Source organism: Pseudomonas sp. MF09156, from assembly GCF_059862305.1.
In genome coordinates this window covers 372504-388013 of the sequence record NZ_JCBCUR010000001.1, presented here as the reverse complement: position 1 = coordinate 388013, position 15510 = coordinate 372504, and the positions used below count along the sequence as shown (strand labels likewise).

The window sequence follows — 15510 nt, the reverse complement described above, 5'->3', positions numbered from 1 at the left end:
CCGCTCCCACAGGGGGCGGTGTCAAGCCCGGAGATATTCGTCCACAGGGGTGGTGTGTTGTTCAATAAAGTCCGCACTCAGCTCGATCACCCGCCGGTATTGCAGGTCAACGGTGATCATGTGGTAGCAGTTGTCCAACAGGATCTTGGTCACCGGGCCGCCCAGGTGGCGTTCCACGTAGTCGGCGTTCCAGCGGCTGGTGATGTCGTCCTCGATGGAGTGCAGGACCAGCGCCGGGGTCTTGATCGACGGCATGCGTTTTTTCACCACCGCGTTCATCCAGTGCAGCTCGCGTACGGTGACGCCCTCCATGGTCAACAACCCCGCCTCGCTGCTCTCGCCCTCTTTCATCTGCCGCTCGACGATGGCCCGCAAGCGTTCGTTCTTGATGCCGTAGGGCGGCTTCTCGGTAAAACGGAACAGGCGCACGCCGAACGGAATACGGATCAGCAACGGCGTGATGAAGGCAAATTTGTTGATGCTCCAGCCGTCGTACTTGAGGGTCGTGGAGTACATCAGCAACCCGGCGACCTGGCCCGCAAACTCCGAAGCCAGGTACATCGACATCACCGCGCCCATGGACAAGCCACCGACGAACACCTGCGCATGGCGCTGCTGCACGCCGACAAAGGTCTTGCGCACACCCTCGTACCAGTCGCGCCAGCCGGTGGCCTGCAGGTCTTCGTTGCCCCCGCAGTGCCCGGCCAGGGTGGGCACGTACACCGTGCAGTTGCCCGCCTTGGCCAGGCCCTGGGCGACCCGACGCAACTCGGTCGGGGTGCCGGTCAGGCCGTGGATCAACAGGATCCCGACCGGACCGTTGCCGAGAACGAAGCCGGCGTTGCCTTCGCCGAGATCGATATCGGCCAGGCTCACCGCTTCATCGCTCGGGTCAGCAGTTGCTCCAGCAGCTTCAGGCCCAGGTCGATTTCCGGGTAGCTGATTTCCAGGGACGGCGCCAGGGTGATCACGTTCTTGTAGTAGCCGCCCACATCGAGGATCAACCCGAGTTTCTGGCCGTCGACCAGCATGTCGCCTTTCATGCCCTCGTCAACCATGTAGTCCAGGGTCGCCTTGTCCGGGGTGAAGCCATCGGGGCCGCAGATTTCGCAGCGCAGGGCCAGGCCCAGGCCATCGACGTCGCCGATGATCGGGAAGCGCTTTTGCAACTCTTGCAGGCCTTCCAGGAAGTATTTGCCCTTGGCCATGACCATCGCGCCGTAGTCGACTTCGCTGGTCATCTTGAACATTTCCAGGCCCACCGCCGTACCCAGCGGGTTGGAGGCAAAGGTGGAGTGGGTGGAACCCGGCGGGAAGACTTTCGGGTTGATCAACTCTTCCTTGGCCCAGATGCCGCCCAGGGGGTTGAGGCCATTGGTCAGGGCTTTACCGAACACGATCACGTCCGGCTGCACATCGAAGTGTTCGATCGACCACAACTTGCCGGTGCGCCAGAAGCCCATCTGGATTTCATCGACCACCATCAGGATGCCGTGCTGGTCGAGCACCTGCTTGAGTTCGCTGTAGAAGTTCATCGGCGGGATCACGTAGCCGCCGGTGCCCTGGATCGGCTCGACGTAGAACGCTGCGTACTCGCTCTGGCCGACTTTCGGGTCCCACACACCGTTGTATTCAGTCTCGAACAGGCGCGCGAACTGCTGCACGCAGTGGCTGCCGTATTCTTCCTTGGTCATGCCCTTGGGACCACGGAAGTGGTACGGGAACGGGATGAAGTTGGCGCGTTCGCCAAAGTGGCCGTAGCGACGACGGTAGCGGTAGCTGGAGGTGATGGACGACGCGCCAAGGGTGCGCCCGTGGTAGCCGCCCTCGAAGGCGAACATCAGGCTCTTGCCGTTGGTGGCGTTACGTACGACCTTGAGCGAATCCTCGATGGACTGCGAACCGCCGACGTTGAAATGCACCCGGCCATCGAGGCCGAATTTTTTCTTGGCGTCCACCGCGATCATTTCCGACAGCTCGATCTTGCCCTTGTGCAGGTACTGGCTGGCGATTTGCGGCAGGGTGTCGATCTGCTGTTTCAGCGCATTGTTCAGGCGCGGGTTGGCGTAGCCGAAGTTGACCGCCGAGTACCACATTTGCAGGTCGAGGTAGGCCTGGTCTTCGGTGTCCCACACGTAGGAGCCTTCGCAACGGCTGAAGATACGCGGTGGGTCGATGTAGTGGACGGTGTCGCCGTAGGAGCAGTACTTGGCTTCTTTATCCAGCAGAACCTGGTCTTCGGCGGTAGCGATACGGATATCAGACATGATGAAAGAGTTCCTGATTTTCAAAAGTGAAATGGGTGGCGTTGGCGGCGATGCCCTGGGGCAGCTTGGCCAGCAAGGCCGGCAGTTCGGCAAAGGTGTCGAAGCGCAGATGGGGGATCTCGTGGGCCTGGCAGTACTGCGCCAGGCTGCCCTTGGCGAAGACAAAATCGGCGGTGGTCGAGACGCACATATCGGACTTGCCGTCGCCGATCACCAACACCCGTTTGTTACGCGGGGTGGACTTGCATTTGCAGTTGCCCGAGGCCGCGCGGCAGGCGTCGCTGGCATGGGGGAAGTCGATGCGCCAGCTGTTCTGGTCAACCTGGCGCAGGCGGTTGGCGATGATCGGCAGCAGGGTCACGTAGTTGCGCGAAAGGATCCGCGCGATGCCTTGCTCGATGCCGTCGCTGACCACCTCAAGGGACGCGCCCTGGCCCAGGACATGGTCGACGAAGTCCGGGAAGTCCGGGTCGATCTCGACGGTGTCGAAGTACGCCAGCAGTTCGGCCGGGCTCGCCTTGATCAGCGCCAGTTGGCGGCTCAGGCATTCGCGCGAACCGATATGGCCATCCAGCCATTGCTGCTCGATGGTTTCCCATTCGGGGCCGGCGAAGCGTTGGAGAACATTGTCGATGACATCGGTGGGTGTGATGGTCCCATCGAAGTCACACACGATATGCCAGTCATTCATCTGCGTTTACCTTGGATGCTAGCGCGCTGATGCGCCGTTACCAGGGATAGAGCAGGGACTGTGCCAAGTGGGCAAAACCCAGCAGGGCTGGGGCTCGCGGGCATGGATGGGTGATAAAGGCTGCGGCGAAGCTACAAATTTTGTAGGTCGCTACAAACAACATGAGTGCTTGCACAAGCCCCCGCGCCTGCGCGTTCATGCGCGCATGTTTTGCAAGAGGAGCAAGCAATATGTTCAGGGTGACTTCGCTGGTATTCGCCGGCGTCCTGGGGCTGTGGATGGACTCGGCAGCGGCGGCCGGCATCAGCGGCGAGGTGGGCCTGGGCTTGAGCTATCAGCCACGGGAACCCGCCGCCAGTCGTTATCAGACCGTGCCTGTGCCTTACTTCGACCTGGATTGGGGAGATGTCAGCCTCGATACCGATGACGGCCTGACCTGGCGCGCGCTCAACCGCAATGGCTTGAGTGCCGGGCCGTACCTCAATTACTTGCCGGGACGCACGGCCAACGGGCCGCTACAGGGCTTGCGGGATGTGTCGGACATGGCCGAGGTCGGCGGGTTTATCCAGTACGCGCCTGCCGACTTCTGGCGGGTCTATGCGCAACTGGGCCGGGCCGTGGGCGGTGCCCGCGAGCAGAGCGGCGTGCTCGGCAAGTTGGGTGGGGAGTTGGGCTACCCGCTGGGCGGCGCAGTGATTGGCAGCACGGGCCTGGTCGCGCATTTTGCCGACGGCCGCCAGGCCCAGACATTTTTCGGGGTGGATGAGCATGAGGCGACAGACTCCGGGATCCGTCCGTACAGCGCCAGCGGCGGGTTCCAGAACCTGACCCTGACCCAGAGCTTGCAGATCCCCCTGGCACCGAAGTGGACGTTACTGACCAGTGCCAGTTGGGTGCATCTGCTGGGATCGGCGGCCGACAGCAGCATCGTGCGCCAGACCGGCGAGGTCAACCAGGGACAGGTGCAGACGGCGATCAGCTATACCTTCGATTGATTGTCTCAAGGGCGACACCCATCAAAATGTGGGAACTGGCTTGCCTGCGATAGCCTCACCGCGGTGTAACTGAGACACCGAGGCGCCTGCATCGCAGGCAAGCCAGCTCCCACACAAGCCCGCTCACACATTTAGTCCGTATTTCACAGGGAACTCAGTTTTCTTCGCCCTCGGCCAGCAGTGCAATCCCGCCAATAATCACCACCACGCCCACCCAATGCAGCAAGCTGATGTGCTCGCCCAACCCCAGCCAGGAGCCGAGCAACACCACCACAAACACCAGCGAGCTCAAGGGGAAGGCCAGGGACAGGCTGCTGCGCCGCAGGATCAGCATCCACACAAAGAACGCGCCGATATAGCAGGCAATCGCCGCCAGGATCCCCGGGTTGACCGCCACCGCCGCCAACCACTGCCAACTGAAATCCATCTGCCCTATTTGATCGCCGGCCACCTTGGTAAACAGCTGCCCGGCGCTTTCGGTGAGGATCAACAGCGCCCATAACACGACCGTGCCCAGGCGCCCATGCAGCCAGCCTTCCGGACGGATAGTCATCTCTTGCGCACTCATGATTGTGCTCCTGCTACAGCCACCAACATCACGCCGGCGGTAATCACCATCGTGCCCAACCAGCGCCGGCGGCTGACGGTTTCGCCCAGCACCACTTTGCCCGCCAGCACCACCCCGCAATAGGCCAGCGCGGCGGCCGGGAACAGCAGGCTCAACGGCGCGCGGGACAAGGCTTCGAGCCAGACGAAAAATTCGATGACATAGGCGCCGATGCCCGCCCACAGCAACGGCGCATTGAACACCTGGCCCCAGAAGGCACTCAGGCGAAACCCGCCGGAAAGCTCCGGCAAGCGGTCCAGGCCCAGTTTGAAACACAACTGGCCGATCACATCGAGCACGATGGAAAAGGCCACCAACAACACCACGGTCAGGGTCACGGAAACAGCTCCTCGAACAGGTTGATCAACGCTTCATTGGTGGTCGCGTTACGCAGCAGGTCGTCGTCGCTCCAGCGTTCGGCCGGTGGCTGGTCGGACTTGGCTTCCCAGCGTTTGAACGCGTTGCTGAACGCAGGCCGGGCAAACTCGCCACACACGTCAATGCCAATAATCCGCTTGCTCGCCGCCAACGCACGCAGGGCTTGCAACAGGTGCGTCAGGCGCATGCCGCCCTGGTCCCAATTGGTGGCCGCGTCTTCGCTGGCTAGCACGTCCTTGTCGAGGGTGATCCATACCGCCTCGGTGGGCAGGCTGGCGATCATTTGCTCAAGGAATGCAGGCCAGTCGAGCTCAGCGAGGTTGCGCCAGTGCAGGTGGTTTTCCTGCTGTGCATGGCCGGCGCCATCCCCAACCCGGCCCCAGACTTTCGACGGCGCGTGCTGCCAGGGAAACAACTGCAGGTGCCCGCGCTTCAGGGCGCCAAGATTGCCGCCGCGCAGTTGCGGGTTGTGCAGGTCATCGCTGCACGGGCCGAGGGTGACGATGCGCTTGATCGCCGGCATCTTCAGGGCCTGGTTGACCCACGAGCCGCAGTGCCGGCGCGGGGCCAGGCGTACCCAGTCGGGGTGGTTGTCGAAGTGGATCAGGCTGATCGGCTCTTGCACTTCGGCGAGAAAGGCCGGGGTCAGGTGGTGGTAGTCGCCGGAGCCGACAAAGAAGATTTCCGGCCGCGCCGTGCTTGGCCGTGGCCGTTGGGCCAGGCGCTGGGCAAAGCGTTTCCAGGTTTTTTCGGTGGACCACAGGCGCAGTTTCGGACCCAGGTCGAGCAAATCCAGGCGCGTGGCCTGACCACTGGCCAGACGCCGGGCAATGGGTGCCTGGGCTGTGAGGCTGTGGTCGAGATCGAGAATATTCAAGGTAATGTTTCACCCCTTGGCAGTGCCCAACCGCATGCCGGCTGGGCTTTAGGGGGGTAATGCAAGGGATGGGCCAGGAGCCAATGTGGGAGCGGGCTTGCCCGCGAAGGCGGTGGGTCAGTTAAGAGATACTTAGCTGATATACCGCTTTCGCGGGCAAGCCCGCTCCCACCTTTGGCCGGTGGTGTTTGTTAGCTTTTGGCTTCGTTGATGATCTGGCGGATCGCCCCCACAAACGCTTCAGCCGGCTGTCCGCCGCTGACCGCGTACTGGTCGTTGAACACGATGGTCGGCACCGAACTCACCCCGCGCGATACCCACAGTTGCTCCTGCTCGCGCACCTTTGCGGCGTACTCGTCCGAAGCCAGAATCTCGGCTGCGCGCTTGAGGTCCAGGCCAACGCTCTGGGCAATGATTGCCAGCGTGGCGTGGTCGGACGGGTCCTGGCCATCGCTGAAGTAAGCCTTGAACAACGCGTGCTTGAGGTTGTACTGCAAGCCCTCAAGCCCAGCCCAATGCAGCAGGCGATGGGCGTCGAAGGTGTTGTAGATACGACTTTGGCCATCGGTACGGAACGCAAAGCCCAACGCGGTGCCCAGGTCGCGGATGCGCGCGCGGTTGGCCTGGGACTCTTCGGCAGTGAAGCCGTATTTCTCGCTGATGTGCTCCACGATATTCTGCCCTTCGGCAGGCATGTTCGGGTTCAGTTCGAACGGCTGGAAGTGGATCTCGGCCTGCACTTCGGCGCCCAGCTGGTCCAGGGCCTCGGTCAGGCCGCGCAGGCCGATGACGCACCAGGGGCAGGACACGTCGCTGACGAAATCGATTTTCAGGGAAGTACTCATTCAGGCAACCTCGCAGGCATTACACGCCATAAATGTCGCACCATACACCCCTACGCGCCGCTCATAAAACCTTGGAAGGCGGCGCGGGATCAACCTGCGCCCAATGCGCCGCCTCTTCGCGGTGGGCTTGCAGGTACGGCAACACCGCCGCCAGCAACGGCGCCTTGAACGCTTCCTGGAACCGATGGGCCAGACCCGGGATCAGCCGCAACTGGCTGCCCTGGATATGCGCCGCCAGGTGCACCCCATGCATCACCGGCAGCAATGGATCGGCCGTGCCATGCACCACCAGGGTCGGCACCCGCAGTTGGTTGAGCAGCGGCACGCGGCTCGGTTCGGCAAGGATCGCCATGATCTGGCGCTTCACACCCTCGGGATTGAACGCCCGGTCATAGGACTGCGCAGCCTGCTGCAACAACGCCTGGCGATCATCCTTGACCTCGGGGCTGCCCAGGGCCGCCAGCAAGTCGGCCTGCTGCTCCAGGGCCACTTCGCGGTTGGGCGCACTGCGCCGTGACAACAGTTGTACCAGCGCGGCATTCGGCGCAGGCAGGCCTTCGGCACCGGAGCTGGTCATGATCAGGGTCAGGCTTTCCACGCGCTGCGGGGCCATGGCCGCCAGGTGCTGGGCGATCATCCCACCCATGCTCGCGCCCAGCACATGGAACTGGCGCACCTGCAACGCATCCATCAATCCCAGGGCGTCGTCGGCCATGTCGGTCAGGGTGTAGGGCGCGGCCACCGGCAGGCCGAGTTTGTAGCGCAACACTTCAAAGGTCAGGTTGGCGCTGGCCGGGGCCTGACGCCAGGTGGACAGGCCGACGTCGCGGTTGTCGTAGCGAATCACCCGAAAACCTTGTTGGCACAAGGCAACCACCACCTCGTCCGGCCAATGGATCAACTGCCCGCCCAAGCCCATCACCAGCAGCAACGCTGGGTCAGAAGCACGGCCAATGCTCTGGTACGCCAGGCTCACCTGGTCCAGGTCGACCCGCTCAGTCGGGACATTGACATCACATCGAGACGCCGCAAAAGACGGCAGGCCGACCAGTAAGGCAGCCAGTAAAAGCAACACGCGCATGAAAAACACCGAAACGCAGAACCCCAGTAGAGCGCGAGTCTGATGAAGTTTGTTCAAGCGCGCTGCCACAGTTACGTGACAGTTTGATGAAGAGCGCCCAGCGGTCATGGTCGACAGATTTGCCAACATGAGACAAACTCACGCTATCCGAACTTGTCACAAATTGTCTTCATGGAGAGCCCGTGCTCGAAATCCGTCATCTCAAGACCCTGCACGCCTTGCGCGAAGCCGACAGCCTGGTGGAAGCCGCCGAGCGCCTGCACCTGACCCAGTCGGCGTTGTCCCACCAGTTCAAGGAGCTGGAAGAGCGCATGGGCATGCCGCTGTTTGTGCGCAAGACCAAGCCGGTGCGCTTCACCAGCGCCGGCCTGCGCCTGCTGCAACTGGCGGATGCCACCCTGCCGCTGCTGCGCGGTGCCGAACGGGATATTGCGCGCCTGGCCGGCGGTACTGCCGGGCGCCTGCATATGGCGATCGAATGCCACAGCTGCTTCCAGTGGCTGATGCCGACCATCGACCAGTTCCGCGATGCCTGGCCGGAAGTCGAGCTGGACCTGGCCTCCGGCTTTGCCTTCGCCCCGCTGCCAGCCCTGGCCCGTGGCGACCTGGACCTGGTGGTGACCTCCGACCCGCTGGAGCTGGCGGGCATCACCTATGTGCCGTTGTTCACCTATGAAGCGATGCTCGCCGTGGCCAACCAGCACGCCCTGGCGAACAAGCCATACATCGTGCCCGAGGATTTGCTCAGCGAAACCCTGATTACCTACCCGGTGGAGCGCGACCGCCTGGACATTTTCACCCGTTTCCTGGAACCGGCCGACGTCGAACCCGCCCAGGTGCGCACCTCGGAGCTGACGGTGATGATGATGCAACTGGTGGCCAGCGGACGCGGCGTGTGTGGCATGCCCCACTGGGCGCTGCACGAGTACAGCTCGCGGGGTTATGTGAAGGCCAAGCGGCTGGGGGAGAAGGGTCTGTTCGCCACGCTGTACGCCGGGATCCGCGCAGATATGCTGGATGCGCCGTACATGCGCGACTTCTTGCTGACGGCCAAGGACACGTCGTTTTCGACCCTGGATGGGGTCAGCGCGGTGCGGTGACGGCTCACGCGCTGCGCCGTTGCTCCAGCATCAGGCGCACCGCCAGGGCGGCCAGCACAAACCCCATGAAGTAACGCTGCACCGCCAGCCACGTGGGGTTGTGGATAAACCAGGCGGCGATGCTGGCGGCGCACAGCGAGATCAGCAGGTTGACCACAAAGCTGACGCTGATCTGGGTAAAACCCAGCATCAGGCTCTGGGTGAAGACCGAGCCGTGCTCCGGGGTGATGAACTGCGGGAATACCGACAGGTAGAACACCGCGATTTTCGGGTTCAGCGCACTGGTCAAAAAGCCCATGGTCACCAGCTTGCGCGGTGAGTCGGCGGGCAGTTGCTGGGCCTCGAACGGCGAACGCGCGCCCGGTTTCACCGCCTGCCAGGCCAGCCACAGCAGGTACAGCGCGCCGGCCCACTTCAGCACTTCATAGGCCACCGGCACCGTAAGAAACACAGCGGTCAAACCGGCAGCGGCGGCAAACAGGTGTACAAAAAAACCCGCGACCACCCCCAGCAACGACGTCACCCCGGCCTTGCGGCCCTGGCAGATCGAACGGGAGATCAAATAGATCATGTTCGGGCCGGGTGTCAGCACCAGTAGCAGCGAGGCGGCGGCAAAAATCAGCAGGTCATTGAGGGGGATCACGGCTCAGTCCTTTGCGCCTGACAGTTCAGGCTGTGGTAGTCAGCGATGCGCGATAGAACGGCAGGATCAGGTCACGTGTCAAGGGCGCCAACTGCAGGCCGCCATCGCCGGCCGGGTCGATCCAGCGCACTTCTTCGATCTCGGCGGCGGGTGTCACCGGCACATCGATCCGTACTTCAAACAACTCGGCCTCCACGGTAAACCCCGGCTCATTGGCCGCTGGCGCCGAGAAGTGGCCAAGGTACTGCGCCGCTGCCGGGTCGATCCGCAGACCAAGTTCTTCGTGCAGCTCACGCGCCAGGGCCTGCGCCGGTTGCTCGCCCGCGTCGATCTTGCCGCCCGGCTGCATGAAGGCCTGGGTGCCGCGCTTGCGCACCAGCAGAGTCTGGCCGTCGCTGCCGATCAACAGGGCGGCGGCGATACGGATGGTCTTGGACATGAAAAAAACGCCTTGGAGTAAAGGGCGCAAAGGATCACACGGCTGCCCTGTTCCTCGCAATGAATGTAGGAACCGGCTTGCCGGTTCCTACAGGGTTTCGGGTTACTCGGCTTCCTTGATGAACACGCTGTACTTGGCGCCCTCCATGGCTTCAAAGGCGATCAACTTGTCCACCAGCGGCAGGTTCAGCACCTTGCCGGCGTTGAGCAGCAGCATGCCGTTGTCGGCATTGAGGTTGCGCGCCAAGACCATGCCTTCGGCCAGTTCGCGAGTGCCAAGCACCTTGACCATCGGGTCGCCCAGGGTCACGTCGCTGAGGAAGGCCGCGCAGGCCTGGACGAAGTCTTCGACCATGTCCGGGTCATACAGGCGCCCGGCGTATTTGCGGATGTACAGCAGCGCCTCGTCGCTGTTCATCTGCCGCTCAAGGATCAGGCCGCGCTGCAGTTCGATAAAGTCCACCGCCAGCTTTAGCAGGCGCGAGCCAAAGGGAATTGCCTCGCCCTTGAGATGGTCGGGGAAACCACTGCCGTCCCAGCGTTCCTGGTGATGGCGGATCAGCCGCGCGGCGTCCTTCATCGGCTCCAGGGTCATCAACAGCGACTCGCTCTGTGTGGAGTACTCGCGAAAGCGCTCGCGGTCGGTGCTGTGCAGCAAGTCCGAGGGCGCGACCATCATGCTGTCGCTCCAGCTCAACTTGCCGATGTTGTACAGCGCCGCAGCCATGGTCAGGTCGCGGCTGCTGGCATCGTCCAGGCCATGGAGCACGCACCAGGTGCGGACCAGCTCGATGATCTGCCGATTGGTCTGCTTGCTGCGCGGCAGGCGCAGGTTGGCCAGCAGCGAGAACACCTCGGTGCCGGTGGCGTAGCTGTGCTTGAGTTCTTCGTAGGCCAGGTCGAGCATGTCGGCGGTCTGCTGCAATTCACTGGTGCGCGAAACCACGCGTTTTTCCAAGGATGCATTGAGTTGCTTGAGCTCCTCGTTCTGCTGGCGGATCAGTTGCTCAAGACGCAGGCGCTCCCGTTCGGAATGCTGGTGGGCCAGGGACTGACGCAGGGCCAGCAGCAGTTCTTCATCCTTCCAGGGTTTGCTCAGGTAGCGGTAGATCTGCCCTTCGTTGATCGCCTTGATGATCAGGGTCAGGTCAGTCTCGCCGGTCAACAACAGGCGCACCGTTTGGGGATAGGCGTGATGGATCTGCGCCAGCAGCGTGGCCCCGTCCATATCCGGCAGGCGTGCGGCACTCATCACCAGGTCCACGGGCTGGCGCGCCAGAATGGCCAGGGCCTCGGCCGCCGTGGTGGCGCTGCACAGTTCAAAGGGCTCCAGGCGCAGCAGCTGCGCGAGGCGGTCATGCACGTCCGGGTGGGTGTCGATCAACAGCACCACGGGACGATCGGTTTCAGAAAAGGTAACTGACTCTCCCACGGGACACCTCGGATCTAGTCGCGTCGGTGTGCGCTTCCTACGGTCAAGGTAACAGCCTCCTGGCTATTACCTAGTAGTTTAGTCAGTTTTCAGTCGGTAGTGGCTAAATGATGCCATTTGCCACCAGTGTGCCTTAAGCCCCTTAGGCCTCAGCTGCTTTGCCGGACGAACTAAACGAGGCGAAGCGCTTGTTGAAGCCAGCGATCCGTCCTTCGACCTGGGTCTTGCGCTGCTGGCCGGTGTAGATCGGGTGGGATGCGCTGGACACGTCTAGGGCCATATAGGGGTAAGTGTTGCCATCGCTGTGTTGGTAGGTGCGGTCCGTGTCGACTGTGGAGCCGATCAGGAAAAACACATCGGCGGCAGTATCGTGGAACAGCACGGTGCGGTAGTCGGGATGGATACCAGCTTTCATAGGGCCTCCAGGGCGTTTGGGCAGAATCAATACGTTATACAGTAACACAAATAATGCACCCAAACGAGAACGTATTGCAATACCGATAGAAGCCCGGGTTCTATGTGGTTGCCCCGGCAAGGACCTCGCCCGTAAGCTGGGACTCCGTGAGAGCACAGGCATCCATAGCCTGGAGATCCTTGCAGGAGCTGGCTTGCCAGCGATAGCGCGATCGAAAACGCCATTGCCGGCCAGCCGGCTCCCGCAGGTTAGAAAGAGTCCGAACCCAAGGAAACCGTATGAGCCTGTCGTTGCTTAGCCGTTATGCATTCTTTGCCGTGTGTGTGATTTTCACCCTCGCCAGCCTCCCCTTTATCCAACACGAATGGCTGTGGCCCTTTACCCTGGTGACCGGCGTGCTCAGCTTGATCGGCGTGTTCGACCTGCTGCAAAGCCCCCACGCGGTGCGCCGCAATTACCCGATCCTGGGCAATATCCGCTACCTGGTGGAAGGCATCCGCCCGGAAATCCGCCAGTACCTGCTGGAGTCCGACAGCGATGCCCTGCCCTTCTCCCGGGCCCAGCGTTCGCTGGTGTATTCGCGGGCCAAGAATGAAAGCGCCGACAAACCCTTCGGCACCCTGATCGACGTGTATCAGTCCGGCTTCGAATTTATCGGCCACTCCATGCGTCCGGCCCCGTTGAGCGACCCCAGCGCCTTTCGCGTGATGGTCGGCGGCCCGCAGTGCACGCAGCCGTATTCGGCGTCGGTGTTCAATATCTCGGCGATGAGTTTCGGCTCGTTGAGCGCCAATGCCATCCGCGCCCTCAACCAGGGGGCCAAGCTCGGCAACTTCGCCCATGACACCGGCGAAGGCAGCATCAGCGCCTACCACCGGGAAAACGGCGGCGACCTGACTTGGGAGCTGGGCAGCGGCTACTTCGGCTGCCGCACCAGCGACGGCCGTTTCGACCCGCAACGCTTTGCCGTGCAGGCGCAAAACCCGCAAGTGCGGATGATCGAAATCAAGATGAGCCAGGGCGCCAAGCCCGGTCACGGGGGGATCCTGCCCAAGCACAAGGTGACCAAGGAAATCGCCGAGACCCGCGGCATTTTGATGGGCGAAGATTGCATCTCGCCATCCCGCCACAGCGCGTTTTCCACGCCGATTGAACTGATGCACTTTATCGCCCAGTTGCGTGAGCTGTCGGGCGGCAAGCCGGTGGGCTTCAAGTTCTGCCTGGGCCACCCGTGGGAGTTCATGGGCATTGCCAAGGCCATGCTGGAAACCGGGATCCTGCCGGACTTTATCGTGGTCGACGGCAAGGAAGGCGGCACTGGCGCTGCGCCCGTGGAATTCACCGACCACATCGGCGTGCCCCTGCGCGAAGGCTTGCTGTTTGTGCACAACACCCTGGTGGGCCTGAACCTGCGCGACAAGATCAAATTGGGCGCCAGCGGCAAGATCGTCAGCGCCTTCGATATCGCCAGCGTGCTGGCCATCGGCGCCGACTGGGCCAACTCGGCCCGGGGCTTTATGTTCGCCATCGGCTGTATCCAGTCGCAGTCTTGCCACACCAACAAATGCCCGACCGGCGTGGCCACCCAGGACCCTTTGCGCCAACGCGCACTGGTGGTGCCGGACAAGGCCCAGCGGGTGTTCAACTTCCACCGCAACACCCTCAAGGCCCTGGCGGAAATGCTCGCGGCGGCCGGCCTTGATCATCCGTCGCAATTGTCGGCCAAGCACCTGGTACGGCGCATGTCGGCCACCGAGATCAAACTGTTTTCGCAGTTGCATGTGTTCTTAAAGCCTGGGGAACTGCTGACCGGCGAAGTGAACGGCGAGTTTTATTCGCGTATGTGGCAGATGGCGCGAGCCGACAGTTTCGAGCCCCATGAAGTAGAAGCTGCCTAAGGACCGATCTGATGTTGAAAGTTATTGCTGAAGACTTTATCCAACCCGAACACCTGGACACAGTGCGCCCCTGGTACGCCGAACTGGTGGAAAAAACCCGCCAGGAACCGCTGTGCATTGCCTACGACTTGTTCATCGACCAGAAAGACCCGGGGCACTTTATCTTTATCGAGCAATGGCCCGACCAGGCCGCGCTGGATGCGCACTGCCAGACCGAACACTTCACCCGCCTGGTGCCGCAGATCAATGCGTATCAGGCCAGGCCGTGCCGGGTGTTGTTGATGGATGGGTTTTAAATAATCTCCCGCTGCCGATCATCGATTCGGCAGCGGCTCTAGGGGATGTCATTGTAGTTTTCGGAATCGCGTATTTCTTTCATGACAATGTATCCCCCTTCAGAGGTCACATAAATCGAATAGAACTTACTGTCCACCACAGGCGAACCCACGCCATTTAAAGCAACCAACTTGTTAAAAACATCACGCTTACCGCCAACAACATTATTGATTCCCAACCGAGGAAAAAAGTGAGGATGCAGCAAGACGTTAGCATTACTCAAAATATACCTCAGTGCTGGCATATAGGTCATGGCATCGTGCCCCCGAGGTAGCCAGTTACCCCCCGTTTGTGGACCTACAAAATAAAATACCGGTACCAATCCCAGCTGTTTTTCCGAAACAATGTCTTTTGCAATGTATTGAGCCATCGCCATCTCAAGCTCTTTTTTCGCGATAATTACCTGACCATAGGCATAACAAAAGGCAAACATGAACAACACTGGAACTACCAACACCCATCGAGCGGCTAGCCAAGCTCGCCCCAGCACCTCATAGTTCAAATACAAGACAAGAACCAAGACAGCGGAAAATCCGATATAATTTCTTGCATCCAGATTTGGCTCCACGAGAAACAGCATGACGCCAGGGATACTTAACAGCAATATTGGAAAACCAAGCAAATACACAGCCAGCACTATAACTCTGCTGAGTACTCCTCCTGGCATATCAACGATATTTTTCATAAATAAAACAAACGCAAACGTCGCGACAACCAGCAACAAAACAGTAAAATAAATTGCCCCAGGGTTAACCAATAGACCAACCTGTTCCATAGCGAAGATCAGTTTTTGACCCGCTACCTCAAGCCATCTAGCGTCAAAAACACTCAAGTTTCCTCGTCCATCCACAGTCAACTGGTAGGCAGTCAGAGCATAGATCAGGCTTCCTACAGTCAGTTGCACAAACCTCTGCGTAGCTAATGACAAAGCTTTAACGGTAGAAATCCTATTTTTTACTCCACAGACGAATTCAACAATGCTCAAGCCAACAAACAGCGACAGGGTGGGCTGGTACAAGCTCAATGAAATAGCTATCAATAATGCGGATGCAAAACCCCGATAAACCACATGCTCAATAGTGCAGGTAATTGCATAAATGATCGCAACAACCGCCAACACCATGCCTGGACCATCAAACTGATAAGTCAGATTGCCCAAGAAAAAGGGGTTACATAAAATTGGCAACACCACCAGGCAACTTAAAATACAGGGGCGAGTAAAATACCACAGGGTCAACTGCGTCATGGCCAATGCAAGTGCGAATACAGATATCAACAGCGGCAGAGGAAATATATTGGTTGTACCACCGGTAAACGTCAAGACCCTATGCAACACTTCAAGCAAGATCCGGCCTTGATTTTTCCACGCATCTTGCGCCTGATGCAAAGCTCGCCAATTATCATCGACATAGGCATAGTCCGCATGAACAAGTGGATAAATATAAGCGAAGGAAAGCACTACAAACACTATCATTATTTCTTTTCGGCTCAACTCCCTTTGATTCCA

Annotated in this window: 17 protein-coding genes; 4 read left to right on the top strand and 13 right to left on the bottom strand. The window is 60.4% G+C overall.

All coding sequences use genetic code 11. The features are described from left to right. Positions 1–21: 21 nt before the first annotated feature. The 3 genes from AC19YY_RS01735 to AC19YY_RS01725 are packed head-to-tail and all read right to left on the bottom strand — an operon-like array spanning position 22 to position 2958. A complete protein-coding gene (locus AC19YY_RS01735; RefSeq protein ID WP_170041825.1) occupies positions 22–876 on the bottom strand; it encodes an alpha/beta fold hydrolase in 855 nt (284 codons plus the stop codon). Continuing rightward, a complete protein-coding gene (locus AC19YY_RS01730) occupies positions 873–2267 on the bottom strand; it encodes an aspartate aminotransferase family protein (RefSeq protein WP_057958587.1) in 1395 nt (464 codons plus the stop codon). The genes AC19YY_RS01735 and AC19YY_RS01730 overlap by 4 nt, the downstream gene beginning before the upstream one ends. After that, positions 2260–2958 (bottom strand): MtnX-like HAD-IB family phosphatase, encoded by a 699-nt coding sequence (locus tag AC19YY_RS01725; RefSeq protein ID WP_170041824.1) that lies wholly within the window; start codon positions 2956–2958, stop codon positions 2260–2262. Before AC19YY_RS01725 ends, AC19YY_RS01730 begins: the two co-directional genes overlap by 8 nt. Before the next feature lie 230 nt (positions 2959–3188). Here AC19YY_RS01725 and AC19YY_RS01720 point away from each other — a divergent pair, with 230 nt between their 5' ends. After that, positions 3189–3953, top strand: a complete 765-nt coding sequence (locus tag AC19YY_RS01720) for a MipA/OmpV family protein (protein WP_170056798.1) — start codon at positions 3189–3191, stop codon at positions 3951–3953. A gap of 154 nt (positions 3954–4107) precedes the next feature. Here AC19YY_RS01720 and AC19YY_RS01715 read toward each other — a convergent pair whose 3' ends face one another. From AC19YY_RS01715 to AC19YY_RS01695, 5 genes are all read right to left on the bottom strand, one after another. Then, complete coding sequence (locus AC19YY_RS01715) at positions 4108–4506, bottom strand: EamA family transporter (RefSeq protein ID WP_170041958.1); 399 nt, start codon at positions 4504–4506, stop codon at positions 4108–4110. Positions 4507–4517: 11 nt separating this feature from the next. Continuing rightward, the gene (locus tag AC19YY_RS01710) at positions 4518–4898 is read right to left on the bottom strand and encodes a DMT family transporter (RefSeq protein WP_170041822.1); all 381 of its coding nucleotides are present in this window, start codon (positions 4896–4898) and stop codon (positions 4518–4520) included. After that, positions 4895–5815 carry an arginase family protein gene (locus AC19YY_RS01705; RefSeq protein ID WP_170041821.1) on the bottom strand — a complete coding sequence of 307 codons (921 nt, stop codon included), beginning with the start codon at positions 5813–5815 and terminating at the stop codon, positions 4895–4897. Before AC19YY_RS01705 ends, AC19YY_RS01710 begins: the two co-directional genes overlap by 4 nt. Before the next feature lie 191 nt (positions 5816–6006). Next, positions 6007–6660, bottom strand: coding sequence for a DsbA family oxidoreductase (locus AC19YY_RS01700; protein ID WP_169954468.1), 654 nt, complete (start codon positions 6658–6660; stop codon positions 6007–6009). 61 nt (positions 6661–6721) lie between these two features. Continuing rightward, complete coding sequence (locus AC19YY_RS01695) at positions 6722–7741, bottom strand: alpha/beta fold hydrolase (RefSeq protein WP_500603799.1); 1020 nt, start codon at positions 7739–7741, stop codon at positions 6722–6724. 182 nt (positions 7742–7923) lie between these two features. Here AC19YY_RS01695 and metR point away from each other — a divergent pair, with 182 nt between their 5' ends. Then, positions 7924–8841, top strand: a complete 918-nt coding sequence (metR, locus tag AC19YY_RS01690) for a transcriptional regulator MetR (RefSeq protein ID WP_032859924.1) — start codon at positions 7924–7926, stop codon at positions 8839–8841. Positions 8842–8845: 4 nt separating this feature from the next. Here metR and AC19YY_RS01685 read toward each other — a convergent pair whose 3' ends face one another. The 4 genes from AC19YY_RS01685 to AC19YY_RS01670 form a co-directional block, all read right to left on the bottom strand. Further along, entirely contained in the window at positions 8846–9484 is a 639-nt protein-coding gene (locus AC19YY_RS01685; protein WP_169954470.1) for a LysE family transporter, read from the bottom strand. Positions 9485–9509: 25 nt separating this feature from the next. Beyond that, on the bottom strand, positions 9510–9923 hold the full coding sequence (locus AC19YY_RS01680) for an NUDIX hydrolase (RefSeq protein ID WP_169954471.1): 414 nt from the start codon (positions 9921–9923) through the stop codon (positions 9510–9512). A 102-nt stretch (positions 9924–10025) separates the two neighbouring features. Further along, positions 10026–11354: a response regulator c-di-GMP phosphodiesterase, NosR family gene (gene nosR / locus AC19YY_RS01675; RefSeq protein WP_169954472.1), complete on the bottom strand. Its 1329-nt coding sequence runs from the start codon at positions 11352–11354 to the stop codon at positions 10026–10028. A gap of 142 nt (positions 11355–11496) precedes the next feature. After that, positions 11497–11769, bottom strand: coding sequence for a type B 50S ribosomal protein L31 (locus AC19YY_RS01670; protein WP_169954473.1), 273 nt, complete (start codon positions 11767–11769; stop codon positions 11497–11499). A gap of 278 nt (positions 11770–12047) precedes the next feature. On the opposite strand from AC19YY_RS01670, the gene AC19YY_RS01665 reads away from it, so the two are divergent. Next, complete coding sequence (locus AC19YY_RS01665; protein WP_169954474.1) at positions 12048–13667, top strand: FMN-binding glutamate synthase family protein; 1620 nt, start codon at positions 12048–12050, stop codon at positions 13665–13667. An 11-nt stretch (positions 13668–13678) separates the two neighbouring features. Further along, entirely contained in the window at positions 13679–13963 is a 285-nt protein-coding gene (locus AC19YY_RS01660) for a putative quinol monooxygenase (protein WP_169954475.1), read from the top strand. 38 nt (positions 13964–14001) lie between these two features. Here AC19YY_RS01660 and AC19YY_RS01655 read toward each other — a convergent pair whose 3' ends face one another. Beyond that, positions 14002–15495: a glucosyltransferase domain-containing protein gene (locus AC19YY_RS01655; protein ID WP_500603798.1), complete on the bottom strand. Its 1494-nt coding sequence runs from the start codon at positions 15493–15495 to the stop codon at positions 14002–14004. Between the last annotated feature and the right edge of the window lie 15 nt (positions 15496–15510).